This is a genomic window from Streptomyces sp. NPDC003247 (assembly GCF_042888135.1).
Lineage (GTDB): Bacteria > Actinomycetota > Actinomycetes > Streptomycetales > Streptomycetaceae > Streptomyces.
Map to the genome: position 1 here is coordinate 39,833 of NZ_JBIAPF010000020.1, position 25,939 is coordinate 65,771.

24 protein-coding genes are annotated in these 25,939 nt (G+C 73.4%); 10 read left to right on the forward strand and 14 right to left on the reverse strand.

Features of this window, described 5'->3' with window-relative positions; translation table 11 throughout:
• Window position 1: 1 nt before the first annotated feature.
• From ACFYWQ_RS40555 to ACFYWQ_RS40565, 3 genes are read right to left on the reverse strand one after another with little or no spacing between them, the layout of a single operon-like run.
• Window positions 2–1,774: an L-aspartate oxidase gene (locus ACFYWQ_RS40555; RefSeq protein ID WP_389524891.1), complete on the reverse strand. Its 1,773-nt coding sequence runs from the start codon at window positions 1,772–1,774 to the stop codon at window positions 2–4.
• Window positions 1,771–2,763 carry a pantoate--beta-alanine ligase gene (panC, locus tag ACFYWQ_RS40560; RefSeq protein ID WP_389524894.1) on the reverse strand — a complete coding sequence of 331 codons (993 nt, stop codon included), beginning with the start codon at window positions 2,761–2,763 and terminating at the stop codon, window positions 1,771–1,773. Before panC ends, ACFYWQ_RS40555 begins: the two co-directional genes overlap by 4 nt.
• Window positions 2,760–3,689 (reverse strand): Rossmann-like and DUF2520 domain-containing protein, encoded by a 930-nt coding sequence (locus ACFYWQ_RS40565; protein WP_389524897.1) that lies wholly within the window; start codon window positions 3,687–3,689, stop codon window positions 2,760–2,762. Before ACFYWQ_RS40565 ends, panC begins: the two co-directional genes overlap by 4 nt.
• A 348-nt stretch (window positions 3,690–4,037) precedes the next feature.
• On the opposite strand from ACFYWQ_RS40565, the gene ACFYWQ_RS40570 reads away from it, so the two are divergent.
• Entirely contained in the window at window positions 4,038–5,408 is a 1,371-nt protein-coding gene (locus ACFYWQ_RS40570) for a threonine aldolase family protein (RefSeq protein ID WP_389524899.1), read from the forward strand.
• Here the strand turns inward: ACFYWQ_RS40570 and ACFYWQ_RS40575 are convergent.
• Entirely contained in the window at window positions 5,377–5,592 is a 216-nt protein-coding gene (locus tag ACFYWQ_RS40575; RefSeq protein WP_389524902.1) for a hypothetical protein, read from the reverse strand. The genes ACFYWQ_RS40570 and ACFYWQ_RS40575 overlap by 32 nt on opposite strands.
• A 216-nt stretch (window positions 5,593–5,808) precedes the next feature.
• Between ACFYWQ_RS40575 and ACFYWQ_RS40580 the strand changes: the two genes are divergently transcribed.
• A complete protein-coding gene (locus tag ACFYWQ_RS40580; RefSeq protein WP_389524905.1) occupies window positions 5,809–6,915 on the forward strand; it encodes a DUF5937 family protein in 1,107 nt (368 codons plus the stop codon).
• 56 nt (window positions 6,916–6,971) lie between these two features.
• Here the strand turns inward: ACFYWQ_RS40580 and ACFYWQ_RS40585 are convergent, their stop codons facing one another.
• The 3 genes from ACFYWQ_RS40585 to ACFYWQ_RS40595 all read right to left on the reverse strand — a co-directional run bounded on the left by ACFYWQ_RS40585 (window position 6,972) and on the right by ACFYWQ_RS40595 (window position 9,742).
• Complete coding sequence (locus ACFYWQ_RS40585) at window positions 6,972–7,628, reverse strand: AAA family ATPase (protein ID WP_389524908.1); 657 nt, start codon at window positions 7,626–7,628, stop codon at window positions 6,972–6,974.
• Between the two features lie 125 nt (window positions 7,629–7,753).
• Window positions 7,754–8,422, reverse strand: a complete 669-nt coding sequence (locus ACFYWQ_RS40590) for a response regulator (protein ID WP_389524910.1) — start codon at window positions 8,420–8,422, stop codon at window positions 7,754–7,756.
• Between the two features lie 117 nt (window positions 8,423–8,539).
• Window positions 8,540–9,742: a sensor histidine kinase gene (locus ACFYWQ_RS40595; protein ID WP_389524913.1), complete on the reverse strand. Its 1,203-nt coding sequence runs from the start codon at window positions 9,740–9,742 to the stop codon at window positions 8,540–8,542.
• A 118-nt stretch (window positions 9,743–9,860) separates the two neighbouring features.
• On the opposite strand from ACFYWQ_RS40595, the gene ACFYWQ_RS40600 reads away from it, so the two are divergent.
• Window positions 9,861–11,003: an SAM-dependent methyltransferase gene (locus tag ACFYWQ_RS40600; RefSeq protein WP_389524915.1), complete on the forward strand. Its 1,143-nt coding sequence runs from the start codon at window positions 9,861–9,863 to the stop codon at window positions 11,001–11,003.
• Between the two features lie 110 nt (window positions 11,004–11,113).
• Here ACFYWQ_RS40600 and ACFYWQ_RS40605 read toward each other — a convergent pair whose 3' ends face one another.
• On the reverse strand, window positions 11,114–12,265 hold the full coding sequence (locus ACFYWQ_RS40605) for an NADH-quinone oxidoreductase subunit D (protein ID WP_389524918.1): 1,152 nt from the start codon (window positions 12,263–12,265) through the stop codon (window positions 11,114–11,116).
• A 31-nt stretch (window positions 12,266–12,296) separates the two neighbouring features.
• Here ACFYWQ_RS40605 and ACFYWQ_RS40610 point away from each other — a divergent pair, with 31 nt between their 5' ends.
• Both ACFYWQ_RS40610 and ACFYWQ_RS40615 read left to right on the forward strand, forming a co-directional pair.
• A complete protein-coding gene (locus ACFYWQ_RS40610; protein WP_389524921.1) occupies window positions 12,297–12,800 on the forward strand; it encodes a PH domain-containing protein in 504 nt (167 codons plus the stop codon).
• Window positions 12,797–14,140 carry a PH domain-containing protein gene (locus tag ACFYWQ_RS40615; protein ID WP_389524923.1) on the forward strand — a complete coding sequence of 448 codons (1,344 nt, stop codon included), beginning with the start codon at window positions 12,797–12,799 and terminating at the stop codon, window positions 14,138–14,140. The genes ACFYWQ_RS40610 and ACFYWQ_RS40615 overlap by 4 nt, the downstream gene beginning before the upstream one ends.
• A 255-nt stretch (window positions 14,141–14,395) precedes the next feature.
• On the opposite strand, the gene ACFYWQ_RS40620 is transcribed toward ACFYWQ_RS40615, so the two are convergent.
• Both ACFYWQ_RS40620 and ACFYWQ_RS40625 read right to left on the reverse strand, forming a co-directional pair.
• On the reverse strand, window positions 14,396–16,204 hold the full coding sequence (locus ACFYWQ_RS40620; RefSeq protein ID WP_389524926.1) for a hypothetical protein: 1,809 nt from the start codon (window positions 16,202–16,204) through the stop codon (window positions 14,396–14,398).
• 191 nt (window positions 16,205–16,395) lie between these two features.
• Window positions 16,396–17,559 carry an alpha/beta hydrolase gene (locus ACFYWQ_RS40625; protein WP_389524928.1) on the reverse strand — a complete coding sequence of 388 codons (1,164 nt, stop codon included), beginning with the start codon at window positions 17,557–17,559 and terminating at the stop codon, window positions 16,396–16,398.
• A 205-nt stretch (window positions 17,560–17,764) separates the two neighbouring features.
• On the opposite strand from ACFYWQ_RS40625, the gene folP reads away from it, so the two are divergent.
• The 5 genes from folP to ACFYWQ_RS40650 all read left to right on the forward strand — a co-directional run bounded on the left by folP (window position 17,765) and on the right by ACFYWQ_RS40650 (window position 21,109).
• Window positions 17,765–18,733, forward strand: a complete 969-nt coding sequence (gene folP, locus ACFYWQ_RS40630) for a dihydropteroate synthase (RefSeq protein ID WP_389524931.1) — start codon at window positions 17,765–17,767, stop codon at window positions 18,731–18,733.
• Window positions 18,730–19,233 (forward strand): nuclear transport factor 2 family protein, encoded by a 504-nt coding sequence (locus ACFYWQ_RS40635; RefSeq protein ID WP_389524933.1) that lies wholly within the window; start codon window positions 18,730–18,732, stop codon window positions 19,231–19,233. Before folP ends, ACFYWQ_RS40635 begins: the two co-directional genes overlap by 4 nt.
• A 351-nt stretch (window positions 19,234–19,584) precedes the next feature.
• Window positions 19,585–19,944, forward strand: coding sequence for a dihydroneopterin aldolase (folB, locus tag ACFYWQ_RS40640; protein WP_389524936.1), 360 nt, complete (start codon window positions 19,585–19,587; stop codon window positions 19,942–19,944).
• Window positions 19,941–20,552, forward strand: a complete 612-nt coding sequence (folK, locus tag ACFYWQ_RS40645; RefSeq protein WP_389524939.1) for a 2-amino-4-hydroxy-6-hydroxymethyldihydropteridine diphosphokinase — start codon at window positions 19,941–19,943, stop codon at window positions 20,550–20,552. The genes folB and folK overlap by 4 nt, the downstream gene beginning before the upstream one ends.
• Window positions 20,553–20,623: 71 nt before the next feature.
• Complete coding sequence (locus ACFYWQ_RS40650) at window positions 20,624–21,109, forward strand: DUF3180 domain-containing protein (protein ID WP_389524942.1); 486 nt, start codon at window positions 20,624–20,626, stop codon at window positions 21,107–21,109.
• 22 nt (window positions 21,110–21,131) lie between these two features.
• Here ACFYWQ_RS40650 and folE read toward each other — a convergent pair whose 3' ends face one another.
• The 4 genes from folE to tilS all read right to left on the reverse strand — a co-directional run bounded on the left by folE (window position 21,132) and on the right by tilS (window position 25,795).
• Window positions 21,132–21,737, reverse strand: coding sequence for a GTP cyclohydrolase I FolE (gene folE / locus ACFYWQ_RS40655; protein WP_389524943.1), 606 nt, complete (start codon window positions 21,735–21,737; stop codon window positions 21,132–21,134).
• Window positions 21,738–21,880: 143 nt separating this feature from the next.
• On the reverse strand, window positions 21,881–23,920 hold the full coding sequence (ftsH, locus tag ACFYWQ_RS40660; RefSeq protein WP_389524946.1) for an ATP-dependent zinc metalloprotease FtsH: 2,040 nt from the start codon (window positions 23,918–23,920) through the stop codon (window positions 21,881–21,883).
• Window positions 23,921–24,101: 181 nt separating this feature from the next.
• The gene (gene hpt, locus ACFYWQ_RS40665; RefSeq protein ID WP_094057060.1) at window positions 24,102–24,662 is read right to left on the reverse strand and encodes a hypoxanthine phosphoribosyltransferase; all 561 of its coding nucleotides are present in this window, start codon (window positions 24,660–24,662) and stop codon (window positions 24,102–24,104) included.
• A gap of 62 nt (window positions 24,663–24,724) precedes the next feature.
• Window positions 24,725–25,795, reverse strand: coding sequence for a tRNA lysidine(34) synthetase TilS (tilS, locus tag ACFYWQ_RS40670; RefSeq protein WP_389524949.1), 1,071 nt, complete (start codon window positions 25,793–25,795; stop codon window positions 24,725–24,727).
• Between the last annotated feature and the right edge of the window lie 144 nt (window positions 25,796–25,939).

Genomic DNA, 25,939 nt, shown 5'->3' on the forward strand with positions numbered 1-25,939 from the left:
GTCACTGCTCCTGCTGGTGCTGCCGGGTAGGGGGGAAGTCTGCGGTATCGGTGGTGCGTACGGCGAGGGTCCGGTCCGGATTCAGCCGTACGACGATATGACGGCGCCAGTCGGTGTCGTCGCGGTCGGCGTGGTCCTCGCGCCAGTGGCAGCCGCGGGTCTCCTCGCGCAGCCGCGCGGCGGCGACCAGGACCCGGGCCACGCACAGGAGGTTGGTGGCCTCCCAGGTGTCGACGCCGGGCTCGGCGGTCTTGCCGTTCTCGGCCAGCGCGTCGCGGGCCTCAGCGTGCAGCCGCTGGAGGTGGTCGGCGGCCTTCTCCAGGGAGTCGGCGGAGCGCAGGACGCCCGCGCCGTCGGTCATGATCCGCTGGATCGCGAAGCGGGCCTCGGCGCCCAGCAGCGGGTGCTCGGGCCGCTGCTCGGACGGCTGCTCGGGCCGCTGGGACGGCTGCGCGGACCGCTCGGGTCCCTCGGGCCGCTGCTCGGCCGGCGCGGGCACGCGCGCGGGGAGGCCGCCGTCCGCGCGGCCCGCCGCGATGTCGGCGGCGATGCGCTCGGCGTAGACGAGGCCCTCCAGGAGCGAGTTGGAGGCGAGCCGGTTGGCGCCGTGCACGCCCGTGCAGGCGACCTCGCCGCACGCGTACAGGCCCGGGACGGTGGTGCGGCCGTGGGAGTCGGTGCGCACGCCCCCGGAGGCGTAGTGGGCGGCCGGGGCGACCGGGACCGGCTCGGTGACCGGGTCGATGCCGTGCGCGCGGCAGGCGGCCAGGATCGTCGGGAAGCGGTGCTCCCACATGTCGGCGCCGAAGTGACGGGCGTCGAGGAACATGTGGTCGGCGCCCTGCTCGTGCATGCGGCGCGTGATGCCCTTGGCGACGATGTCGCGCGGCGCGAGTTCGGCCAGTTCGTGCTGTCCCACCATGAAGCGGACGCCGTCCCCGTCGACCAGGTGGGCCCCCTCACCGCGTACGGCCTCGGAGACGAGGGGCTGCTGGCCCTCCGCGTCCGGGCCGAGGAACAGCACGGTCGGGTGGAACTGGACGAACTCCAGGTCGGAGACCTCGGCGCCGGCCCGCAGGGCGAGGGCCACGCCGTCACCCGTGGAGACGGACGGGTTGGTGGTGGCGGAGAAGACCTGGCCCATGCCGCCGGTGGCCAGGACGACCGCCGGGGCGTGCACGGCGCCCACGCCGTCGTGCTGGCCCTCGCCCATGACGTGCAGGGTGACGCCCGCGGTGCGGCCGTCGGCGTCGGACAGGAGGTCCAGGACGAGCGCGTTCTCGATGGTGCGCAGCCCGCGCGCGCGGACCGCCTCGACGAGGGCGCGGGAGATCTCCGCGCCGGTCGCGTCGCCGCCGGCGTGCGCGATACGGCGGCGGTGGTGGCCGCCCTCGCGGGTGAGCTGGATGCCGCCCTCGTCGTCGGTGTCGAAGGCGGCGCCGGTGGAGATCAGCCGCCGTACGGCGTCGGGGCCCTCGGTGACCAGGATCCGCACCGCTTCCTCGTCGCACAGGCCCGCGCCCGCCACCAGCGTGTCGTTCAGGTGCTGTTCGGGGGTGTCGCCCTCGCCGAGCGCCGCGGCGATGCCGCCCTGCGCCCAGCGGGTGGAGCCGTCGTCCAGGCGGGCCTTGGTGACGACGACCGTGGTCAACCCCTCGGCCTCGCAGCGCAGGGCGGCGGTCAGGCCGGCGACCCCGGAACCGACGACCACGACGTCCGCGGAGATGGACCACCCGGGGGCGGGCGCGTGCAGTCGTATGCCTGTGCTGGTCACGAGGCGGCTCCGAAGGTGAGGGGAAGGTTGTCGATCAGCCGGGTCGTCCCTACCCGGGCGGCGACGGCGAGGACGGCCTCGCCGGTGTAGTCGTCCTCGACCTCGGTGAAGTCGGAGGGGTCGACGAGGGCGAGGTAGTCCAGCTCCAGTGGCGGACTCAGCCGGACGGCCTCGTCGAGGACGAGGCGGGCGGCGGCGCGGACGGCCGCGGCGGCACCGGGGACGGCCTGGGCGACGGCGTGCGCGTCGGCGGCCGCGCGGGACTCCCCCAGGGCGCTGAGCGCCTCGGCACGCGCCTGCGTGGCGGGCACCTCACGCGCGCGTGCCCGCAGCGCCTCCTGCGCGGCGTGCCGGTCCCGGCCGGCGAACAGCGCCTGCGAGAGGACGAGCGCGGTGCGCCGTTCGGCCCGGGAGAGGTAGCGGTTGCGACTGGACAGGGCCAGCCCGTCCTCCTCGCGCACGGTCGGTACGGCGACGATCTCGACGCCGAAGTTCAGGTCGCGCACCATGCGGCGGATCAGGGCGAGCTGCTGGGCGTCCTTCTGCCCGAACAGGGCCACGTCCGGCCGCGTGAGGTGCAGCAGCTTGGCGACGACGGTCAGCACGCCGTCGAAGTGGCCGGGGCGTGAGGAGCCCTCCAGGCGCTCCCCCATGGGGCCCGCGGCGACGCGGACCTGGGGCTCGCCGCCCGGGTAGACCTCGTCCACGGACGGGGCGAGCACGACGTCCGCGCCGGCCTGCTCGGCGATCTTGACGTCGGAGTCCAGGGTGCGCGGATAGCGGTCGAGGTCCTCGCCCGCACCGAACTGGAGCGGGTTGACGAAGACCGTGACGACGACCTCGCCGTCCGCCCCGGCGAGCTCGCGGGCGGCGCGGATCAGGGTGGCGTGTCCGTCGTGCAGGGCACCCATCGTCATCACGACGGCCCGGCGGCCCGCACGCGCGCGTGCGTGCAGTTCGTCGGCGGTGCGCAGCAGGGTCGTGGTCATCCGGCATCTCCCTCGGCGCCGTCGGTCCCGTTGGCGAGTACCCCGAGGAGGTCCTCGGCGAGCTCCGGCTTGAGCAGTCCGTGGGCGAGCGCGCGGTCGGCGGTCGCCCGGGCCATCGCCAGGTAACCGCCCACGGTCTGGGGGGCGTGCTTGCGCAGTTCGCTGACGTGCGCGGCGACCGTGCCCGCGTCGCCGCGGGCCACGGGGCCGGTGAGCGCCGCGTCGCCGGAGCGCAGCGCGTTGTCCAGGGCGGCGCCCAGCAGGGGGCCGAGCATCCGGTCGGGAGCCTCGACGCCGGCCGCGCGCAGCAGCTCCATGGACTGGGCGACCAGGGTGACCAGGTGGTTGGCGCCCAGGGCGAGGGCCGCGTGGTAGAGCGGCCGGTTCTCCTCGGCGATCCACTCCGGTTCGCCGCCCATCTCGATGACGAGGGCTTCGGCGGCCAGCCGCAGCTCGTCGGGCGCGGTCACGCCGAACGAGCAGCCGGCCAGCCGCTGGACGTCGACGGGCGTGCCGGTGAAGGTCATCGCCGGGTGCAGGGCCAGCGGCAGCGCGCCCGCGCGCAGGGCGGGGTCGAGCACGCGCACGCCGTACCGCCCGGAGGTGTGCGCGAGCAGCTGTCCCGGCCGTACGGCGCCGGTCTCGGCGAGGCCCTCGACGAGACCGGGCAGGGTGTCGTCGGGGACGGTCAGCAGGACCAGGTCGGCCCTCTGGAGGACCTCGGCGGGCGGCACGAGCGGCACGTCGGGCAGCAGGAGGGCCGCCCGTCGCCGGGAGGCGTCGGAGACTCCGGAGACGGCGACCGGGCGGTGCCCGGCGAGCTGGAGGGAGGCGGCGAGCGCGGGACCCACACGGCCGGCGCCGACGACGCCGACGGTGAGCCGCGCGGGGCGGTCCCTGGGATCTGGCTGTTGGCTTGTACTCACGCGACGGCGGCCTTCCCGTTCCAGTCCGCTCGGGGTACCGGACGATTTCTCGTCATGTTAACGCGATCGGTTCCCGGGGCGTCCGTTCGTCCACAGGCTGTGGGTGGCCGGCGGACCGCGGCCGACCGACCGGGGAGGGGCGGGCGCCCCGGCAAGCGCCCCGGCGGGAGGCCCGCGGGGCTGGCGGGCTCCGGGCAAGAGGGCGCTGGGCAGGAAGCCGCAGGGCGGAAGCCCGCAAGACGGGAAGCGGCAAGGCAGGAAGCGGCAAGGCGAAAGGCCGCGCGGTCCGCCGTCTCCTCGCGAAAACGACGATGACCCGCGCGGGCGCCGCACGGCATGATCCGGGGCATGACGGAGACGGGGCGGGACAGCAGGGGCCGGGCGGCGACGGACCGGGCGGCAACGGATGGGGCGGCGACGGACCGGGCGGCAGCGGACCCGACGGCGCAGGGCAGCGCGGGTCGGACGGCGCACGACAGCGTGGGCCCGGCGGCGCACGACAGTGTGGAGCGCGAGGCGACCGGCCGGTCGGCGGGGGAACGGCTCAGGGAGCGCCGCGCGAACGCTTACCGAACGGCGGAACGCGTCCTGTCGCGCGCGGGCTTCCGCAGGACCCTGCGCGAACAGCTCGCCCTCCTCCAGGAGGCGGCGCCGCAGGTGTACGACGTGGACGAGCCCGGCGACATGTACGGCAACCGGGTCGTGGAGGCCCTGGAACGGCGGGTCGCGGCGCTGCTGGGCACGGAGGCCGCCGCGTTCTTCCCGACGGGCACGATGGCGCAGCAGGTCGCGCTGCGCTGCTGGGCGGGCCGCACCGGCGACCCCACGGTCGCGCTGCACGCCCTGGCCCATCCCGAGGTGCACGAGCGCAGCGCGCTCAGCCTGGTCAGCGGGCTGCGCCCGGTGCGGCTGACCGGCGAGCACCGGCAGCCGACGGCCGAGGAGGTGCGCGACCACGAGGAGCCCTTCGGGACGCTGATGCTGGAGCTGCCCCTCAGGGACGCCGGTTTCCTGCTGCCCTCGTGGGAGGAGCTCACCGACGTCGTCGCGGCGGCCCGCGAACGCGACGCGGTGGTGCACTTCGACGGCGCGCGCCTGTGGGAGTCCACCGTCCACTTCGGCCGCCCCCTGGAGGAGATCGCGGGCCTGGCGGACAGCGTCTACGTGTCGTTCTACAAGTCCCTCGACGGCTTCGGCGGCGCGGCCCTCGCCGGTCCGCTGACCCTGGTGGAGGAGGCCAGGATCTGGCGCCACCGCTACGGCGGCACGGTCTTCCAGCAGTTCCCGACGGCCCTGTCGGCGCTCGTCGGCCTCGAACGGGAACTGCCCCGGCTTCCGGAATACGTCGCTCACGCGCGCGTGGTGGCCACCGCGCTGCGCGAGGGGTTCGCGGCGGCCGGCGTGCCGTGGGTACGCGTGCACCCCGAGGTGCCGCACACCCACGAGTTCCAGGTCTGGCTGCCGTACGACCCGGAGGTGCTCACCGAGGCGGCGCTGCGGCAGGCCGAGGAGACGGGGACGCTGCTGTTCGGCGTGAACTGGATGCGGGGCGGGCCGGGCCTCGGCGTCACCGAGGTCACCGTGCGCGCCGACGGCCTGGCCTGGACGGCGGCGGACGTACGGGCCGCGGTCGCCCGGTTCGTGGCGGGGGTGACCGCGCTGACGGACGGGACGACGACGGACGAGGTCAGCGGATGGAGCGCGGTCCCGGGTGCGTGAGGCGCCCCAGGGCCGTCCGGATCCGCCCGCGGGCCGGGCGGCCGGCGAGGACCGCGCGGAAGCGGCGCCGGTCGCGCAGGCCGCGGACGACCTGCCGGTCGTGGGCGCCGGGTGCGGGCGGGGCGGGCTCGCCGAGCTGCCGGGCCCGGTAGGTGTCGAGGGCGTACTGCTGCGTGATGCTCATGGCCGGCTTCCCTTCGTGACGTGGGAACGGGGATCGTGAAGCGGGAACGGGGATCGTGACGGGGGAACGGGGATCGTGACGGGGGAACGGGGATCCGGAAGGCTCCGGTCGCCCCGGTGTCCCAGACTGCGCCGGGCCCGTGCGCCGCGTCGCGTCGATTGACGGCGGTCGTCAATCGACGACGGCGTTGTCAGTGGCGGGGTGCACCATGAGGGCATGAGCGTGAGCATCGACATCGCGGGGCTGCGGCCGGAGAGGGTCGCGATCGTGCCCTCCCCCCTGGCCGAGCTCGGCATGGCGCTGCACGCGCTGTCGGAGCCGGGCCACCACCCCGGCCTCCAGGGCTGGGTCACGAGCGTCACCGCACGTCTCGACCCGCACCTGGCCGACCGGATGTGCGAGGCCGACTTCCTGTGGCGCACCACGTTCTCCGACCTGTTCCTGCCCTGCGCGGGCGTCCCCGGCAGGACCACGCTCCCCGGCGCCACCCTCGCCGAGGACCTGGACCTCCTGGACAAGCTGACGGACGAGCAGTTCGCGGACTCGGCGCTGGAGTTCACCTGTGCGCCGGGGTACGACCTGCCGGGCCCCGGCGTCCTCTCCGACCCGGACCTGCGCCGCCGGGCCCTCGACCTCGCCGCCACACGCGGCCCGCGCCAGGTGCGCTTCACCCGGCGGCTGCTCGACGACCCGCCGCGCGTGCGTGCCTGGGTGCGGCAGTTCCTGGAGGAGTGCGACGAGGCGTTCTTCTCCGACGTCTGGGCGCGGGTCCGCCACCCGCTCGCCGCGGACGCCCGTCACAAGACGGAGCTGCTGCACCGCAAGGGCCTCGCGGACGCGCTCGCCGCGGTCTCCTCAGCCGTGGCGCTGGAGGAGCGGGCCGCGAGGATCACGGTGGACAAGCTGGTCGAGGGCCGCACCGCCACCGAGGACGGCGGCCTCCTCCTCGTCCCCACGAGCCTCGGCTGGCCGCACCTGCTGGTCCTGCACCAGTACGGCTGGCAGCCGGTGGTGCACTATCCGCTGGGCTCGCCGGAGCTGGCCTCGCCGCCCTCGGTCGAGCAGCTCACGCTGCGGATGACCGCGCTGTCCCACCCGGTGCGGATGCGGATCTGCCGTCTGCTGGCCCGCAGCGCCTACACGACGACCGAACTGGCCCAGGTGCACGCGATGACGGCGCCCGAGATATCCCGGCACGTCGGCGTGCTGAAGAAGGCGGGCCTGGTCACCACGCGCCGGCGTGGGCGGTACGTGCTGCACCAGCTCGACGTGACGGCGGTGGCCCGGCTGGGCAGCGACTTCCTCGAAGGGATACTGCGCTGACGCCGACGCTGATGCCGGCAGCGGCAGCAGCAGCCGACGACGCCCCGTCCCACCCGTCAGTCGATGCGGACGTGCCGTAGTCCCACCCGTGTCTGTCGCAGGCGTGTCCGCAGCGCGCCCTCCGTGTTCGGGCGCAGGGTGAGACCGGCCAGGACGGCGATCCGGTCCGCCGTCTTCGGCACCGTCGAGTGGTCGGTCCACAGGTGCTCGGCGAACTCCGGCTCGCGCAGCCGCTCCAGGCAGTGGTCCAGCCGCTGGACGGCCCAGCTCTCGCGCCGGGGACCGGCGCCGCGGGCGACGTACGACAGGAGGCGGCCGAAGCCCCGCTCGCGCAGTCGCCGCAGGACGGTCTCCCGCTCCGCGAGGAGCGTGAAGTGGCGGACGTCGTGGCCCAGTGCGCGCAGCCGGCCGACGGTCTCGTCGAAGCAGCGCGGGTCGGTGACCGTCATGGGGACGACGACCACGCCGTCGTGCCGGGTGAGCACCAGGTCGAGGACCTCGACGACGCCCTGCCGCCAGGACACCAGGTCCTGGAAGTCCTCGATCAGCGGTGTCCCTCCCCGGGCACCGCGCAGCTCGGGCGGCAGCACGCGGCGCAGGCCGAAGCCGGCGTGCTCGGGGTCGCAGACGACGCTGCCGGGCAGCCGGCGCTGTATCTCGTGTGCCGTCTGTGTCTTGCCGCCCCCGAAGGGGCCGTTGATCCACAGGAGCATGCGCAGACCCTAATGCGTGTCCGCCGCGCACGGGTGACGTTCGCCGGGTTCGGCCGGGACTCCGGCGGCCGGACCGGGATTCCGGCAGACCGGTACTCCGGTGGCCCGGCGGAGACTCCTGCGGTTCAGCGCCCTCCGGCCCGTACGAGGCCCGTCTCGTAGGCGAGGACCACCACCTGCACGCGGTCCCGCAGTCCCAGCTTGGTCAGGATGCGGCCCACGTGGGTCTTCACGGTCGCCTCGGACAGCACCAGCCGGGCCGCGATCTCGCCGTTGGACAGTCCCTGGGCGACCAGCACCATGACCTCGCGCTCCCGTTCGGTGAGCCGCTCCAGCTCCTTGTGCCGGGGCTCCTTGACCGTGCTGGGCAGCATCGGCGCGAACCGGTCGAGGAGCCGGCGGGTGGTGGACGGGGCGACCACCGCGTCACCGCTGTGCACGGAGCGGATGGCGGCGAGCAGCTCGGCGGGCGGCACGTCCTTGAGCATGAACCCGGAGGCGCCCGCCTTCAGCGCGGAGAAGGCGTACTCGTCGAGGTCGAAGGTGGTCAGGATCAGCACCTTCGGCGGGTCGGGCTCCGCGCAGATGCGCCGGGTGGCCTCCACGCCGTCCAGCTTCGGCATGCGCACGTCCATGAGGATGACGTCGACCGCCGTGGACCGTGCCACCTGGAGGGCTTCGACGCCGTCGCCCGCCTCGGCCACGACCTCCATGTCCGGCTGGGCGGCGAGCACCATCCGGAAGCCGGTGCGCAGCAGCACCTGGTCGTCGACGAGCATCACGCGGATCGTCATCGGGATCGAGTCCTCTTCCGTGTCGTTTCGCAGGGTGCGAAGGGTCTTTCGCGCTGTGGTGGGCCAGTGTCGTCCCGCCGGGTCGTGACAGGTGTCAACGGGGCGCGTACGCGGACGTCAATGTGCCGGTTTCAGCGGGAGCAGGGCGCTGATGCGGAATCCTCCGCCCGGGCGCGGGCCCGCGTCCAGGGTGCCGCCGACCATGCCGACCCGCTCCCGCATCCCGATCAGGCCGTGGCCCTGGCCGTCGGCGCCGCCCTCGTCGTACAGCTCGTGCGGGGCGCCCTTGCCGTCGTCCTCGACGAGCAGGCCGAGGCCGTCGTCGAAGTAGACCAGGCGCACGCTGGCGCCCGCGTCGGGACCGCCGTGCTTGCGCGTGTTGGTCAGCGCCTCCTGCACGATGCGGTACGCGGTGAGCTCGACGCCGCTGGGCAGCGGCCGTGGAGTGCCCTCGATCTTGAAGTCCACGGGCAGTCCGGAGCCGCGGCACTGCTCCACGAGGTCCTCGATCTGCTCGACGTCCGGCTGCGGCACGTACTCGCCGCCCTCCTCGTGCTCGCCGGTGCGCAGCACGCCCAGCAGGCGGCGCATCTCGGCGAGGGCCTGCCGGCCGGTGGAGGAGATCGTCTCCAGGGCCTTCTTCGCCTGGTCGGGGGCTGCGTCGAGGACGTAGGCGGCGCCGTCGGCCTGCACCACCATCACCGACACGTTGTGTGCGACGACGTCGTGCAGCTCGCGCGCGATCCGGGCCCGTTCGGCGGCTACCGCGACCTTCGCCTGGGCCTCGCGCTCCTTCTCCAGGCGCGCCGCGCGCTCCTCCAGCTGGGCGAAGTAGGCGCGGCGGGTGCGTATGGAGTCGCCGAGGACCCAGGCGAGGGCGAACGGCACCGTCTGGAACACGACGATCGCGATGTTGCCCGCGACGCCCGTCTGCGCGGTCGGCCAGCGCAGCTGCGCCAGCGTGGCGGCGCACAGGCCCGTGCCCAGCGCGAGCCTGGACGCCCAGCGGGCGCCGGTCGCGGCGACCGTGTACACGATCACCAGCAGAGCGAAGTCGGCGGCCGTCGTCGGGACGTCCAGCACCAGCTGCGCCAGCCCGAGCGCGCCGGCCAGCAGCAGCATCTTCTCCGGCAGCCGGCGGCGCAACGCGATCACCAGGCACAACAGGAGCACGACCGGCACGACGACCGCCGGGGAGTCCGTGCCGGGGGCCTCCTGCCGTGTCGTCTCCGAGACGAGGGAGATCCCGAACAGGACGAGGGCCCAGAAGCCGTCGACCCCGGTCGGGTGCCTACGGAGGAAGTCATAGAGGCGCTGCACGTAACCCAGAGTAGGGAAGCGTGACGAGTGCACGGGTCAACCGGAGGGCCGATCCGCGACCGGCGCGCGTACTCCGCAAGGTGGAGGCGGTGATCAGCTGTGCGCATAGTCTGACCAGGTGGTGGAGAAGGTGACGGACCCCGGCGGGTGGCGCGGCTGGCGGGCGGCGACGCAGGCCGCCCTGTACGGACCGGGCGGCTTCTACCTGCGGCCCGAGGGGCCCGCCGGGCACTTCCGTACGTCCGTGCACGCGTCGCCGCTCTTCGCCCAGGCGGTGGCCCGGCTGCTGTGCCGCGTCGACGGGGCGCTCGGCCGGCCCGCGACGCTGGACTTCGTCGACATGGCCGCCGGACGCGGCGAACTGGTCACCGGGGTGCTCGCCGCGCTCCCCGCCGACGTGGCCGCCCGCACGCGCGCGTACGCCGTCGAGGTCGCCGCCCGCCCGGCGGGCCTCGCGGACCGGATCGCCTGGCTCACGGAGCCTCCACCGCAGGTCACCGGCCTGCTCTTCGCCAACGAGTGGCTGGACAACGTGCCCGTCGAGGTCGCCGAGACGGACTCCGCGGGCGTGGCGCGGCTGGTGCTCGTGCGGGACGACGGGTCCGAGCGGCTCGGGGAGCCGGTGTCCGGCGCGGACGCGGAGTGGCTCGCGCGGTGGTGGCCGCTGCCGGATGAGGAGGGGCTGCGGGCCGAGATCGGGCGGCCCCGGGACACCGCGTGGGCGTCCGCCGTCTCGTGCCTCGCGCGGGGGCTCGCGGTGGCGGTCGACTACGCGCACACCGTGGACACGCGCCCCGCGTCCGGGACGCTCACCGGATTCCGGGACGGGCGCGAGACGGCGCCCGTCCCGGACGGGTCGTGCGACATCACGGCACACGTGGCGCTGGACGCGTGCGCGGATGCGGGGGCGGGGGCCGCGGGGCACGCGGAGGCGGAGCCCACGGCGTGCGCCGAGGCGAAGGGCACGGCACGTGCGGGGTCGGAGGGCGCACCCTGCGCGACGGCGTACGAGGAGGCGGAGGTCACGGCGTGCGCGCCCCTGGGAGCGCGTCTGCTGAGCCAGCGCGCCGCACTGCGCGCGCTCGGCGTCACCGGCGCACGCCCCCCGCTCTCGCTCGCGACCACGGACCCTTCCGCGTACGTGCGCGCCCTGGCGGGCGCCGGGGAGGCCGCCGAGCTCACCGCGCCCGGCGGACTGGGCGACTTCGGATGGCTGCTCCAGCCGGTGGGGATGCCGGACCCGCTCCTCCCCGAGGGCTGACGGGCCGGTCGGCTCGGCGGCCGGCCCTCCCCCGCCGCCCGCTTGCCGGTCGCCGCTTACTTGCCGGTGGCCGCCCGCTTGCCGGTCGACGCCCGCTTGCCGGTCGCCGCCTACTTGTCGATGTCGCCGACCACGAAGAACATCGACCCCAGGATCGCCACCATGTCCGCGACCAGCGTGCCCGGCAGCAGCTCGGTGAGCACCTGGACGTTGTTGTACGAGGCCGAGCGCAGCTTCAGCCGGTACGGGGTCTTCTCGCCCTTGCTGACGAGGTAGTAGCCGTTGATGCCGAGGGGGTTCTCGGTCCACGCGTACGTGTGGCCCTCGGGCGCCTTGAGGACCTTCGGGAGCCGCTGGTTGACCGGGCCCGGCGGGAGGTCGGCGAGCCGGTCCAGGCAGGCGTCGGCGAGGTCGAGCGCGTTGTGCGTCTGCTCCAGGAGGCACTCGAAGCGGGCGAGGCAGTCGCCCTCGGTCCGGGTCACCACCTTCAGGGTGTCCTGGAGCTCCCCGTACGCCAGGTAGGGCTCGTCGCGGCGCAGGTCCAGGGCGACCCCCGAGGCGCGCGCGATCGGCCCGCTCACGCCGTACGCGTGCACGGCCCCGGGGGTGAGGGTGCCGACGTCGCGGGTGCGGCCGCGGAAGATCTCGTTGCCGAGCACCAGGTCGTCGAAGACGTCCATGCGCGAGCGCACGGCGGCGACGGCCGCACGCGCGCGTGCGGCCCATCCGGCCGGCAGGTCCTCCTTGAGGCCGCCGACGCGGTTGAACATGTAGTGCATGCGCCCGCCGGACACCTCCTCCATGACGTTCTGGAGGACCTCGCGCTCGCGGAAGGCGTAGAAGACGGGCGTGATGCCGCCGAGTTCCAGCGGGTACGAGCCCAGGAACATCAGGTGGTTGAGCACCCGGTTCAGCTCCGCCAGGAGCGTGCGCGTCCACACCGCGCGCGGGGGGACCTCCATGCCGAGCATGCGCTCCACGGCGAGGACCACGCCCAGTTCGTTCGAGAAGGCCGAGAGCCAGTCGTGGCGGTTGGCCAGCATGATGATCTGCCGGTAGTCCCGCGCCTCGAACAGCTTCTCCGCGCCGCGGTGCATGTAGCCGATCACCGGCTCCGCGTGGGTGATGCGCTCGCCGTCCAGCACGAGCCGCAGCCGCAGCACGCCGTGCGTAGAAGGGTGCTGCGGCCCGATGTTGAGCACCATGTCGGTGCTCTCCGCGGCACCGCCGATCCCGACCGTGGTCTCCGTCGTAGGAGTCATGGCCCCAGTCTCCCCTACGTACGCTGGCCGCATGGAAACGGGGAGCACGGCGGGCGAGCGGGCGGAGGGGGCCGGTCCCGTGTGGACCGGGCTGCCTCCGGGGCTGCTGCGGATGCGACGGCTGTTGCTGGTGGTGTGGCTCGGGGCGGCGGCCGCCGGCCTCGGGGTGCCGCTCGGGCTGCTCGTCGGCCCGGCGTGGGCCGCGTTCGCCCTGCTGCCGCTGGCGGGCATCGGCTGGGGCTGGGTCGTGCTGGGCCGCAACTGGCGGTCCTGGCGGTACGCGGAACGCGCCGACGACCTGCTGATCAGCCGGGGTGTGCTGTGGCGCGAGGAGACGGTCGTGCCGTACGGGCGGATGCAGCTCGTGGAGGTGACCTCGGGTCCCGTCGAGCGGCACTTCGGCCTGACCGGCGTCCAGTTGCACACCGCGGCCGCCGCGACCGACGCGAGGATCCCGGGCCTGGACCCGGCCGAGGCGGAACGGCTGCGGGACCGTCTCACCGCACTCGGCGAGGCCCGATCGGCGGGTCTGTGACGGCCCCGGACGCCGACGAGGCCGGACCCGGCGGGCCCCCCGCGCGGGCCGTCGCCGAGCGCCGGCTGCATCCCGTCACACCGTTCCGGCGGGCGTGGGCGCCCGTCGCGGTGCTGGTCGGCTGGGCCGCGCACGACCCGAACCAGGCGCACGCGCAGCTGACCCGGCTGACCGCGACGACCCTGCTGATCGCGCTCGCCGTGGTCGTCCCCGCGGCCGCCCTCTACGGATTCCTGTCCTGGTGGTTCACACACTTCGCGGTCACCGACTCCGAACTGCGCATACGGACCGGCCTGCTGTTCCGGCGCACCGCCCACATCCGTCTGGAGCGCGTCCAGGCCGTCGACGTCACCCAGCCGCTGCTCGGGCGGATCGCGGGCGTGGCGAAGCTGCGCCTCGACGTCGTCGGCACGGACAAGAAGGACGAGCTCGCCTTCCTGGGCGAGGCCGAGGCCCGCGCGCTGCGGGCCGAGCTGCTCGCGCGCGCCGCGGGGTTCGCGCCCGAGACGGCGCACGAGGTCGGTGAGGCACCGGCGCACGAGCTGCTGCGCGTGCCGGCGCGCGAGCTGGCGGTCTCGCTGGTCCTGACCGGCGCGACCTGGGGCGCGCTCGCGGCCGCGCTCGTCGTGCCGCCGGTGCTGTGGCTGGCCACCCACAGCGTGTGGACGGTCCTCGCGACCGGCGTGCCCCTGCTCGGCGCGGCGGGCGCGAGGAGCGCGGGCCGGTTCGCCGTCGAGTACGACTGGACGGTCGGCGAGTCGCCGGACGGACTGCGGATCGACCACGGCCTGCTGGACCGAACGCACGAGACGGTGCCGCCCGGGCGCGTGCAGACCGTGCGGATCGTCGAGCCGCTGCTGTGGCGGCGACGGGGGTGGGTGCGGGTCGAGCTGGACGTGGCCGGCTCGGCGAACTCCGTGCTCGTGCCGGTCGCCCCGCGCGGGGCGGCGGAGGCCGTCGTCGCGCGCGTGCTGCCCGGCACGGCCGTCCCGGCGGCGGCCGCGCTGTCCCGGCCCCCGCGCCGCGCCGGGCGCTGCGTCCCCCTCTGGTGGCGGGGCTACGGCCTCGCCGTCACGGAAGCGGTGTTCGCCGTGCGGCACGGGCTCCTGCGCCGGAGCCTGGCGCTCGTGCCACACGCCAAGGTGCAGAGCGTACGGCTCTCGCAGGGGCCCTGGCAGCGGCTCTGGGGCGTCGCGGACGTGCACGTGGACACGGGAGCCGGGAAGACCGTGACGGCGCGTCTACGGGACGCGAGCGAGGCCGGGGAACTGCTGCGGGCCCAGGCGGAGCGGTCCCGCACCGGGCGCCGGGACGCGCGGCCCGACCGGTGGATGGCGTAGGGAACGGCCAGGGCGCTTCTGACGGATCTCCGTGGGAGAAGGAGCGGCGTTCGGTGCGTGCCCTCGGCGTGCGGTGAGTGGGGGTACCGCCCACGCCGTTCAGGCAGTGGGGGAGCGTGCCGGGCGTCGCGACGCCGCGGAGATCCGTCAGAAGCGCCCTAGGGCCCGCCCCGCGCGCGGAGAGCGGCGGGACGGGCCCTGTGGGTCGGACTCGTGAGGCGTCAGTCCCTGGTGGGGCTGTGCGGGCGCGGTGGTTCAGGAGACGGCGCTGCGCAGCCCCTGGAACTCGATGTGCTCGGTCTCGTCGTGCGCGGTCAGGTCGATCACCTGGCCGATCCCGCGCGACGCCTCGTCCGCGGGCTTGAACTCCGCCTCCGCCTCGGCCTTGTGCAGGACGATCGCCTCCTGGCCGACGACGTCGGCGAGGTCTTCGTTGTGAACGGCGTCCGGCTCCTCGGGCGTCGAGGAGGTCTTCGTACCGAAGAAGTCGAACCCACCCTCGGCCGCCGGAGGCCGCACCGGCTGCGCGGCCGGTACGACGGCCACGGCGGTCGGCACGGTGAAGTGCCCGGAGGGGGGCTGCACGGGGCCCGCGGGGCGCGGGACGAGGTCACCGGTGTCGGAGGCGAGGGCGGCCTCGGGCGCGCCGGACTCCGGGGAGTCGACTTCGGGGGACTCGGCTTCGGGGGACTCGGCTTCGAGGACGTCGGCTTCGAGGGAGTCGGCTTCGGCACGGCTGGCCTCGGGGGCGCCGGCCTCGGGGGCACCCGTCTCGCGGGCGCCGGCGTCCAGGGCGGCGGTGCCGGGCGCCTCGGCCTCGGAGGCGGCGTACTCGACCGGCTGCCCGGCCTCCGAGGGCGGGACGGCGGCCTCGGCGTCGGGTCCGTCCGAAACGTCCGGCACGTCCGCGAGGTCGGCGGCGGTGTCGATGTCGATGTCGGCGGAAGCGGCCGGGAGTTCCATGTCCTGCGGCCGGTCGGCGGCCTCTTCGGCAGTGGCCGGTTCGGCGGGGTTCCCGCTCTGTCCGACAGCCGTGTGGGGGGCGACCGCGCGCGTGTGCTCGTCGGCCGCCTCGGGCTTCCCCTTCGCCTCGTCCTCCCGCGCGGCCTCCGCGTCGCCGCCGGTCTCCGCGACGGCGGCCCGCACGGGCCCTTCCGCCCCGGCGGACTCCTCGCCGCTCACCGGCTCGGCCGGCGCCGCCGTTTCGACGGGCGCGGTCCGCTTCTCCGGCTCGGCCGCGTCGGCGTCGGAGCCGAACCGGGCGAGCGCCGCCCGCGCCCGCCGGAACAGCGAGGAGCCCTCCGGCGAGAAGACCGCGGGAGCCTCGGGCTCGTCCTCGGCCGCGTCGACGGTCTCGTCGGTCTCCCCGTCGGTCCCGGCCCCGGCGCTCCCGGCGACGCCACCGCCGGGCGCCTCGCTCTCGAAGTCCTCGACGTTCTCGACATCGTCGACCTTGTCGACGTCTTCGATGCCGTCGTCTTCGATGCCGTCGGCGTTCTCGACGCTCCGGACGCTCTCGGCGTTCTCGGTGTCCTCGACGCTTCCGGTCCCGTCCGCGTCGGGCGCGTCCTGCGCGGACCGTGCGGGCGGCAGCGCGAGCGACGGAGCGGTGGTCTCGATCTCGAGGAGGCGGCGGCCCTCCAGGGCGCTCGCCCGCTCGGTCTCCGCCGTGGCGTAACGGCGCAGCAGTGCCGCGTGCTCGTTGCGCAGGCCGGCCAGCTCGGCACGCTTGGCGCGCAGCCGCTGTTCCAGCTTGCCGCGCAGCTCCCGCGATTCGTCGAGGTCGCTCTCCAGTTCGGCGACGCGCTCCTCGAAGCGCCACTCGTCGCTCGCACGCGCGCGCGTGAGCTCGGCGACCTGTTTGCCGGCCTGGATGTCCCAGCGGCGCATGACGAACGCGCCGGCGACCGCCGTCACCGCGGCGACCGCGGCCAGACCTCGGAGCACCAGTGGCTCCGAGAACGCCCAGGGGCCGAGGGCGCAGACGACGGAGACGCCTGCGATCGCCGAAGGAGGCAGCAGCCTGTGCAAAGGCGGGGAATGGCGGTGACGTCCACGTGGCATGGCCAGAAACTTACCGCGCGTAGACGAATGTTGGCGCCCCGCCCCGTAAAAACACAGTCATACCGAAGGCTTCACAGAGCATCAGCAATCACTCATGTCGCGGAATTCGACAAGAATCAAGATCATTTCTGATCGACGCACCCCTCGGCCGGCATCCCCGACCGCTCAACCACCCCGCTCAACCACCCCGCTCAACCGCTCAACCGCCCGCCGATCCACTCCAGCGCCGATGGGATCTCGCGCCGCCAGGTGTTGAAGTTGTGCCCGCCGCTTTCGAGGATGATCGACGAGATCCTGGTCCTGTTCGTCGCCTTCACCTGTTCGATGAACTTCAGCGTCGTCTTGTAGTTGGATTCCCCGGCCTTGCTGCTGGTGACGAGCAACGAGGTGTCCGGCGCGGGCCGGTTCTTCAGGAACCACCGCAGGTCGGCCTCGTTCCGCAGCGTCGCGTTCCCGTGGAAGAGGTCGCCGGTGGTCGGGTCGATCGGCGCCTTGTAGTACGCCGAGAGGCCGGCGCCCGCCGCGAACACGCCGGGGTGGTGCATCGCGAGCTTCAGCGCGCAGTAACCGCCCGTGGAGTTCCCGATGACGCCCCATCCGCCCGGTTCCCTGTCCACCCGGTAGCGCGCCGCCACGGCCTCCGGCAGGTCCTTCGCGAAGAACGACTCGGTCCGCGGTCCGCCCGGTATGTCGACGCACTCCGTGTCCCTCGGTGGCGCCACCGTCGGCCGCAGCATCACCAGGATCATCGGTCGCATCCGCCCCTCCGCCGCGAGCCGCCGCGCGGTGCGCGGGTAGTCCAGCTTGTCGACGAGCGCCTCCGCCGTACCGGGATATCCCGTCAGGACCACGGCCGCCGGGAAGGTACGCGTCGGCCGGCGGGGGTCGAAGTACTCCGGCGGCAGGTACACGAACGCGGGCGTGGCGATGCGCGTGGTCCGGCCGGAGACGGCGACCTCGTGCACCTGCCCGCCGGACCGCGGCCGCCCGCCCGCGCCCTCCACCCGCCGGGTCGCCACCACCCGCAGCGCCGCAGCGCCGCCGCCCGCAGCGCCGCCGCCCGCCACGTGGTCGCCCACCGCGCCGCCGCCCGCCACGTGGTCGACGACCACGCCCTGGCCAGTCTCCCGGCCGAACAGGTCCGCCCAGCTCGCGTAGAAGCCGAAGGCCTGGTTGGCGGCGAGCCCCACCGCCACGAAGAGCGCCGACTGGGTGGCGAGCAGCAGGCCCACGCGCCCGCTGACGGCCCGCGCGCCGGGCCCGGCCAGCCGCGGCCACTGCCACACCGTCCCGGCGAACAGCAGCACGGCGGACGAGACCGCCAGCAGCAGCACCGTGGTGCTCGTCAGACCCATGCGCGTTCCCGTCCGCCATGTGTTCCCGACCGCCTGAGCCCGCCCCGGACCCTCCTCGGCCTTTTCGGCAGCTTCGGGGAGACGGGTGAACCCCCATCCCCGGATGGGCGCCCCCGCCGACCGCGCCTCTCCCCCACCCCAGGCCCGGGGGCGTCCGCCCGGGCCGCGCCGCATGGCCGCCCCCTCCGGGGCCTACGCTGAACGTATGAGCAAGCAGAGCGGACGCGGGCGCGTCGCCGGCCTTCCGGAATGGGACCGCTGCGCGGTCATGGGAGTCGTCAACGTGACCCCCGACTCCTTCTCCGACGGCGGCCGCTGGTTCGACACGACGGCCGCCGTCAAACACGGCCTCCAGCTCGTCGCCGAGGGCGCCGACCTCGTCGACGTCGGCGGCGAGTCCACCCGCCCCGGCGCGACCCGCGTCGACGAGGCCGAGGAGCTCCGTCGCGTGATCCCCGTCGTCCGCGGCCTCGCCTCGGAGGGCGTCGTCGTCTCCGTCGACACCATGCGCGCCTCCGTCGCGGCCCGCTCCCTCGCCGCCGGCGCCGCCCTCGTCAACGACGTCAGCGGCGGCCTCGCCGACCCGGAGATGGTCCCGGCCGTCGCCGAGGCGGGCGCTCCCTTCGTCGTCATGCACTGGCGCGGCTTCCTCGAGGGCGGCAACGTCCGGGGCGTCTACGACGACGTCGTCGCCGAGGTGGTCGACGAGCTCCACGCGCGCGTGGAGGCCGTGCTGGCCGGAGGCATCGCCCCCGACCGCATCGTCGTCGACCCGGGTCTCGGCTTCTCCAAGGGCGCCGAGCACGATCTCTCCCTGCTCGCCCACCTGGACCGGCTGCACGCCCTCGGGCACCCCCTGCTCGTCGCCGCCTCCCGCAAGCGGTTCCTCGGCCGGGTGCTGGCGGGGCCCGAGGGCGCCCCGCCGCCCGCGCGCGAGCGGGACGCCGCGACGGCGGCCGTCTCCGCCCTCGCGGCCCACGGCGGCGCGTGGGCGGTACGCGTGCACGAGGTACGCGCGACGGCGGACGCGGTACGGGTCGCGCGCGCCGTGGAAGGGGCGCGCACGCCCGCGGACACACCCGGCGCGGGCGCCCAGGGCATGGACGCTTCCACCCCGGCGCCCACCACCGCGGGCACCCGCGACGGCCGCGACGGCGCAGAAGGAGCCCGGTGAGCGCCCCCCACACCGATGTCGAGCAGGTCGAGGCAGCCAACACCGCCTTCTACGAAGCACTGGAACAGGGTGACTTCGAGACGGTGTCCTCGCTCTGGCTCACCCCGGCCGACCTGGGGGTCGACGAGGAGTACCACGACCCGGCCGACACGGGCGTGATCTCCTGCGTGCACCCGGGCTGGCCCGTGCTCACCGGGCGCGGCGAGGTGCTGCGGTCGTACGCGCTGATCATGGCGAACACCGACTACATCCAGTTCTTCCTCACCGACGTCCACGTGTCCGTCACCGGCGACACCGCCCTGGTGACCTGCACGGAGAACATCCTCAGCGGCGGCCCCGCCCCGGAGGCCGGCGAGGAGCTGGGCCCGCTCGTGGGCCAGCTGGTCGTCGCCACGAACGTGTTCCGCCGCACCGCGGACGGCTGGAAGATCTGGGCGCACCACGCCTCCCCGGTCCTGGCCGAGAACGGCGAGGAGGAGGACGAGGAAAGCCCCTCCTGAGGGAGGTGGAAGGCCCCCTCCGAGGGAGGTGGAAAGCCCCTCCTGAGGGAGGTGGAAGGCCCCTTCCGAGGGAGGTGGAAAGCCCCTCCTGAGGGAGGTGGAGGGTCCTTCCTGAGGGGGTAGGCGAAAGAAGTGGTTGGAATCACGAACCCGTGGGTAGGCGCGGCCACCGACCCATGAGCCACCGGGTTCTCCGGGGGAAACGCAGGGTGAAACCTCGTGGCGGCCGGCCGTGCCGGAGCCCCCCGCGGCCCGGTCCCACCGGTGTTCGCGGGTACATTCGTTCGAGGTCGGTGCTCCGCCCGCACAGGGCAGGACCGGCCGTCACCGACGACTGCAGGAGTGATTCGCGTGGATCGTGTCGCGCTGCGCGGCCTGAAGGCCCGCGGGTACCACGGCGTGTTCCCCAAGGAACGCGAGGAGGGGCAGACCTTCATCGTGGACCTCTCCCTCGGCCTGGACACCCGTCCGGCCGCGGCGGACGACGACCTGGCGAAGACCGTGCACTACGGCATCGTGGCGGAGGAGGTCGTGGCCGTCGTCGAGGGCGAGCCGGTCGACCTCGTCGAGACGCTCGCCGAGCGCATCGCCCAGGCCTGTCTGAAGCACGAAGGAGTCCAGGAGGTCGAGGTCTGCGTCCACAAACCGGACGCGCCGATCACGGTCCCCTTCGACGACGTGACCGTCACCATCACCCGGAGCCGAGTATGACCGCGTCCTTCACCGAGGGTCACAGCGACCCGACCGTACAGCCGGTACCCGCCTCCGTCGTCGAGAAGGTCGACGCCGCCGACACCACCCTGCACAACCCGAAGCAGGCCGTCATCTCCATCGGCTCCAACCTCGGCAACCGCCTGGAGACGCTCCAGGGTGCCATCGACGCCCTGGAGGACACCCCCGGCGTCCGGGTCAAGGCCGTCTCCGCCGTCTACGAGACGGAGCCGTGGGGCGTCGAGCCCGGCAGCCAGCCGTCCTACTTCAACGCGATCGTCCTGCTGAAGACGACCCTGCCCCCGTCCTCGCTCCTGGAGCGAGCCCACGCGGTGGAGGAGGCCTTCCACCGCGTCCGCGACGAGCGCTGGGGCGCCCGCACCCTCGACGTCGACATCGTCGCGTACGCCGACGTCGTCTCCGACGACCCCCACCTCACGCTCCCCCACCCCCGCGCGCACGAACGCGCCTTCGTCCTCGCCCCCTGGCACGACGTGGAGCCGGACGCCCTGCTGGCCGGCCGCGGCCCGGTCGCCGACCTGCTGGACGTCGTCACACGCGACGGCGTGGCCGCCCGCAAGGACCTGGAACTCCGGCTGCCCGAGTAGTCGTTAAGGTCGACGACGACCACCGTCGCCCGACCACAGCCCGTGGCATCCGGGGGAACCGAAGGGACACCGTGAGAGAGCTGCGCATCAGGACGCTGGCCGGCGTCTTCGTCGTCGCCGGCGTCCTGTCCTGGGCGGGCGCCCGCCTCTGGAACTCGGTCGGGACCCTCCCCAGCGTTCCGCTCGCCGCCCCCATCGTCCTCGCCGTGATCGCCGCGATCCTGCTCGCCACGGCGCTCTCCCTGCGCGCCCGGCTCAAGGCCCAGCGCGAGCGCCGCCCCGAGGCCAAGGGCGTCGACCCCCTGATGGCAGCCCGCGCGGTCGTCTTCGGCCAGTCCAGCGCCCTGGTCGCCGCCCTGGTCGCCGGCATGTACGGCGGCACGGGCGTCTTCCTCCTGGAGTCCCTCGACATCCCCGCCCGCCGCGACCAGGCCATCTACGCCGGCTTCTCCGTCCTGGCCGGCGTCGCGGTCATAGCGGCGGCCCTCTTCCTGGAGCGCGTCTGCAAGCTCCCGGAGGACGACGACGACAACACCGGGGCGGCTTCGACGGCCTGAGCCGCCGACCGCCCCACGGGCGTCAGCGCGCCATGATCAGGCTCATCGCCTCGTTGCGCGTGGCCGCGTCCCGGAGCTGCCCGCGCACCGCCGAGGTGAGGGTCTTCGCGCCGGGCTTGCGGATGCCCCGCATGGACATGCACATGTGCTCGCACTCCACGACGACGATGACACCGCGCGGTTCGAGGATGTCCATCAGGGAGTCCGCTATCTGCGTGGTGAGTCGTTCCTGCACCTGCGGGCGGCGGGCGTAGACGTCCACCAGGCGGGCCAGCTTGGACAGACCCGTGATCTTGCCCGTGGTGGCCGGGATGTACCCGACGTGCGCCACTCCCCGGAACGGCACCAGATGGTGCTCACAGGTCGAGTACACCTCGATGTCCTTCACCAGCACCATCTCGTCGTGCCCCAGGTCGAACGTCGTCGTCAGGACGTCCTCGGGCAGCTGCCACAGCCCGGCGAAGATTTCCTTGTAGGCGCGCGCCACCCGCGCAGGCGTCTCCCTCAGCCCCTCGCGGTCCGGGTCCTCGCCGACCGCGATCAGCAGTTCGCGTACGGCGTTCTCGGCGCGCTTCTCGTCGAACTCGCCTATGCGGCCCTCGCCGTCCAGCGTCACGGGGTCGGTCATCCTGGGTGCCTCGTTCCTGTGCGGGTCGCGTATCGGTCACGCGTGTGCGTGCGGGCATAACGGAAATGCCGCGCCCCCCAAGGCTAGAACCAGGGGGGCGCGGCATCCATTCCGGGCCTGGTGGGCCGCCGGAGGCCGGAGGGTCAGTTCTCCGGACGCTCCTCGGAGGCCGGCTCGGCCACCGCGGCGGAGTCCGCCACGGTGGACTTGGCGGTGGTGATCGCGGGCGTCGCGCCGTTGGCACCGTTGGTCAGTGCGAGCTCCTTGGGGGAGAGCACCGGCGGGCGGGTGGACGGCGTGCGCCGCGAGGAGCCGGTCCAGGCGGGCCGCGGCGGGCGCTTGACGATGGGGGCGAAGATCTCGGCGATCTCCTCCTTGCCCAGCGTCTCCTTCTCCAGCAGCTGGAGCACCAGGTTGTCGAGGACGTCGCGGTTCTCGACGAGGATCTCCCACGCTTCGTTGTGGGCATTCTCGATGAGCTTCTTGACTTCCTCGTCCACCAGGGCGGCGACCTCTTCCGAGTAGTCGCGCTGGTGGGCCATCTCACGGCCGAGGAAGGGCTCGGTGTTGTCGCCGCCGAACTTGATGGCGCCGAGCCGCTCGGTCATGCCGTACTGGGTGACCATCGCGCGGGCCGTGGCGGTGGCCTTCTCGATGTCGTTCGCGGCACCCGTGGTCGGGTCGTGGAAGACCAGTTCCTCGGCCGCGCGTCCGCCCAGCATGTAGGCCAGCTGGTCGAGCATCTCGTTGCGGGTGGTCGAGTACTTGTCCTCGTCCGGGAGCACCATCGTGTAGCCGAGGGCACGGCCACGGGACAGGATCGTGATCTTGTGGACGGGGTCGGAGTTGGGGGAGGCCGCCGCGACCAGGGCGTGACCGCCCTCGTGGTACGCGGTGATCTTCTTCTCCTTGTCCGACATGATCCGGGTCCGCTTCTGCGGGCCCGCCACGACGCGGTCGATGGCCTCGTCCAGCATCTGGTTGTCGATCAGCTTCCGGTCGGAGCGCGCGGTGAGCAGCGCCGCCTCGTTCAGCACGTTCGACAGGTCCGCGCCGGTGAAGCCCGGCGTGCGGCGGGCGACCGCCGAGAGGTCGACGTCGGGCGCGACCGGCTTGCCCTTCTGGTGGACCTTGAGGATCTCCAGACGGCCCTGCATGTCCGGGCGGTCGACCGCGATCTGGCGGTCGAAGCGGCCGGGGCGCAGAAGGGCCGGGTCGAGGATGTCGGGGCGGTTCGTCGCGGCGATGAGGATCACGCCGCCCTTGACGTCAAAGCCGTCCATCTCGACGAGCAGCTGGTTCAGCGTCTGCTCGCGCTCGTCGTGACCGCCGCCGAGGCCGGCGCCGCGGTGGCGGCCGACCGCGTCGATCTCGTCGACGAAGACGATCGCCGGGGCGTTCGCCTTGGCCTGCTCGAAGAGGTCACGGACTCGGGAGGCACCGACACCGACGAACATCTCGACGAAGTCGGAACCGGAGATCGAGTAGAAGGGGACGCCCGCCTCGCCGGCGACGGCGCGCGCGAGCAGGGTCTTGCCGGTGCCGGGAGGCCCGTAGAGCAGCACGCCCTTGGGGATCTTGGCGCCGACGGCCTGGAACTTCGCCGGTTCCTGGAGGAACTCCTTGATCTCCTGGAGCTCCTCGACGGCCTCGTCCGAACCGGCGACGTCCGAGAACGTCGTCTTCGGGGTGTCCTTGGTGATGAGCTTCGCCTTGGACTTGCCGAAGTTCATGACCCGGGAGCCGCCGCCCTGCATCTGGTTCATCAGGAACAGGAAGACGACCACGATGAGGACGAAGGGGAGCAGGGAGAGCAGGATGCCCACGATGGGGTTCTGCTTGGACGGCGCCACGGTGTAGCCGTCCGGGATCTGCTTGTCCTGGTATTTGGTCTGCAGCGTGTTGGCGATGGTCACGCCCTGGTCGCCGATGTAGCTCGCCTGGATCTTCGAGCTGTCCTCGACCTTGACGCCGTCCTTGAGCGTGACCTTGATGATCTGCTCGTCACCGGTGGTGAGCTTGGCCGACTCGACCTTGTTGTCGTTGATCGCTGCCACGACCTGGCCGGTGTCCACCGTCTTGTAGCCGCCGGACGAGCCGACGACCTGCATCAACACGACCACGGCAAGGACGGCCAGCACGATCCACATGACCGGCCCACGGAAGTATCGCTTCACGTCCATCCATACGGAGCGGTGCCGCCCCGTCCCTCCTGCCATAGTGAGTTTGATAAGACAGTTCTTCTGACGGTACCCCAGCATTGTCGCCCGAAGCGGCACGGGACGGCTGGCGAACCCGTCTGCATGCTTCAACGGCGCGGAACCCGCTGGGGTTCCCGCTCGTCCTGCAAGGGACTCGTGTGGCTCAGCCGCCGTAGACGTGGGGCGCGAGCGTCCCCACGAACGGGAGGTTGCGGTACTTCTCGGCGTAGTCGAGGCCGTAGCCCACGACGAACTCGTTGGGGATGTCGAAACCGACCCACTCGACGTCGATGGCGACCTTGGCGGCCTCGGGCTTGCGCAGCAGCGTGCACACCTTGAGGGAGGCGGGCTCGCGCGAGCCGAGGTTGGACAGCAGCCAGGACAGCGTCAGTCCGGAGTCGATGATGTCCTCGACGATCAGGACGTGCTTGCCCTTGATGTCGGTGTCGAGGTCCTTGAGGATCCGCACCACACCGGAGGACTGGGTGCCCGCGCCGTACGACGACACGGCCATCCAGTCCATCGTGACGGGGGTGGACAGCGCCCGGGCGAGGTCCGCCATGACCATCACCGCGCCCTTGAGCACACCGACGATCAGCAGGTCCTTGCCCGCGTACTCCGCGTCGATCTTCGCGGCCAGCTCGGCCAGCTTCGCGTCGATCTCTTCCTTGGTGATGAGTACCTGCTGGAGGTCGGCACCCATGTCTTTCGCGTCCACCCGCATCACTTTCGGTCGTCCCACCGGCCGGCCGACCCCTCCCCGAGGTGCTCGGAGGGGGTCGGGATTCAGCCTTGCCGAATCACCAGTCTGCCACCCTGGCGCTGGGCGACGACCCGGCCGGGGAGATTGATGGCTCCCTGACCGCGCCAGCCGGTGATCAGCCGGTCGACCTCCTCGATGTGCCGGGCGAACAGCGAACCGGCCGGGGCGCCCGCCTCGATGGCCGCGCGCCGCAGGACGCGGCGGCGCACGGCGGGCGGGAGGGCGTAGAGCTTGGCGCACTCCAGGAGCCCGGCGGAGTCCCGTACGGCGGCCTCGGCCTGGCGGGCCCAGGCGTCGAGGGCGTCGGCGTCGTCGCGGGAGAGCCGGGCCGTGCGGGCGAGGGCTTCGACGACGCCCTTGCCGAGGGCCTTCTCCAGGGCGGGCAGACCTTCGTGGCGCAGCCGGGAGCGGGTGTAGGCGGGGTCGGTGTTGTGCGGGTCGTCCCAGACGGGCAGGGACTGGACCATGCAGGCCTTGCGGGCGGTCTGCCGGTCGAGGGCGAGGAAGGGGCGGCGGTAACGGCCGCCGGCCCCCGAGACCGCGGCCATTCCGGACAGGGAGCGGATGCCGGAGCCGCGGGCGAGGCCGAGGAGGACGGTCTCGGCCTGGTCGTCGCGGGTGTGGCCGAGGAGGACGGCGGTGGCGCCGTGGCGTTCGGCGGCGGCGTCGAGGGCGGCGTAGCGGGCGTCCCGGGCGGCGGCCTCGGGTCCGCCCGTGCGGCCGACGGTCACGGCGGCGGACTCGACCGGGTCGAGGCCGAGTTCGCGCAGGCGCAGGACGACTTCCTCGGCCCGCAGGTCGGAGCCGGCCTGGAGACCGTGGTCGACGGTGATGCCGCCGGCGCGGATGCCGAGTCTGGGGGCCTCGAAGGCGAGGGCGGAGGCGAGCGCCATGGAGTCGGCGCCGCCGGAGCACGCCACGAGCACGAGCGGCGACGGTGGGCGCTCGTGCGGGGGGACGCTCAGGGGGGTGCGCGGCGGGACACCCCGGGGGGTGTCGGGGGCGTCTGGGGTGCTGGTGTGTTCGGTGAGGAGGTCGTGGAGGACGCGGCGGACCGCCAGGCGTATCGCCGCGACCGCAGGATGGGGACCCATGTCCGGTTCCCTTCATGAAGTTGTCGGGGGTGAACCCGAGCTCGGTCACTCAGAGTGTGTAGATGGTGACAGAACCGGGCCGTTCCCCGAGCATTGCACGCCTGCCGTGGGCTCACGGTCCCTCGGACGGGTGATTGCAGGGGC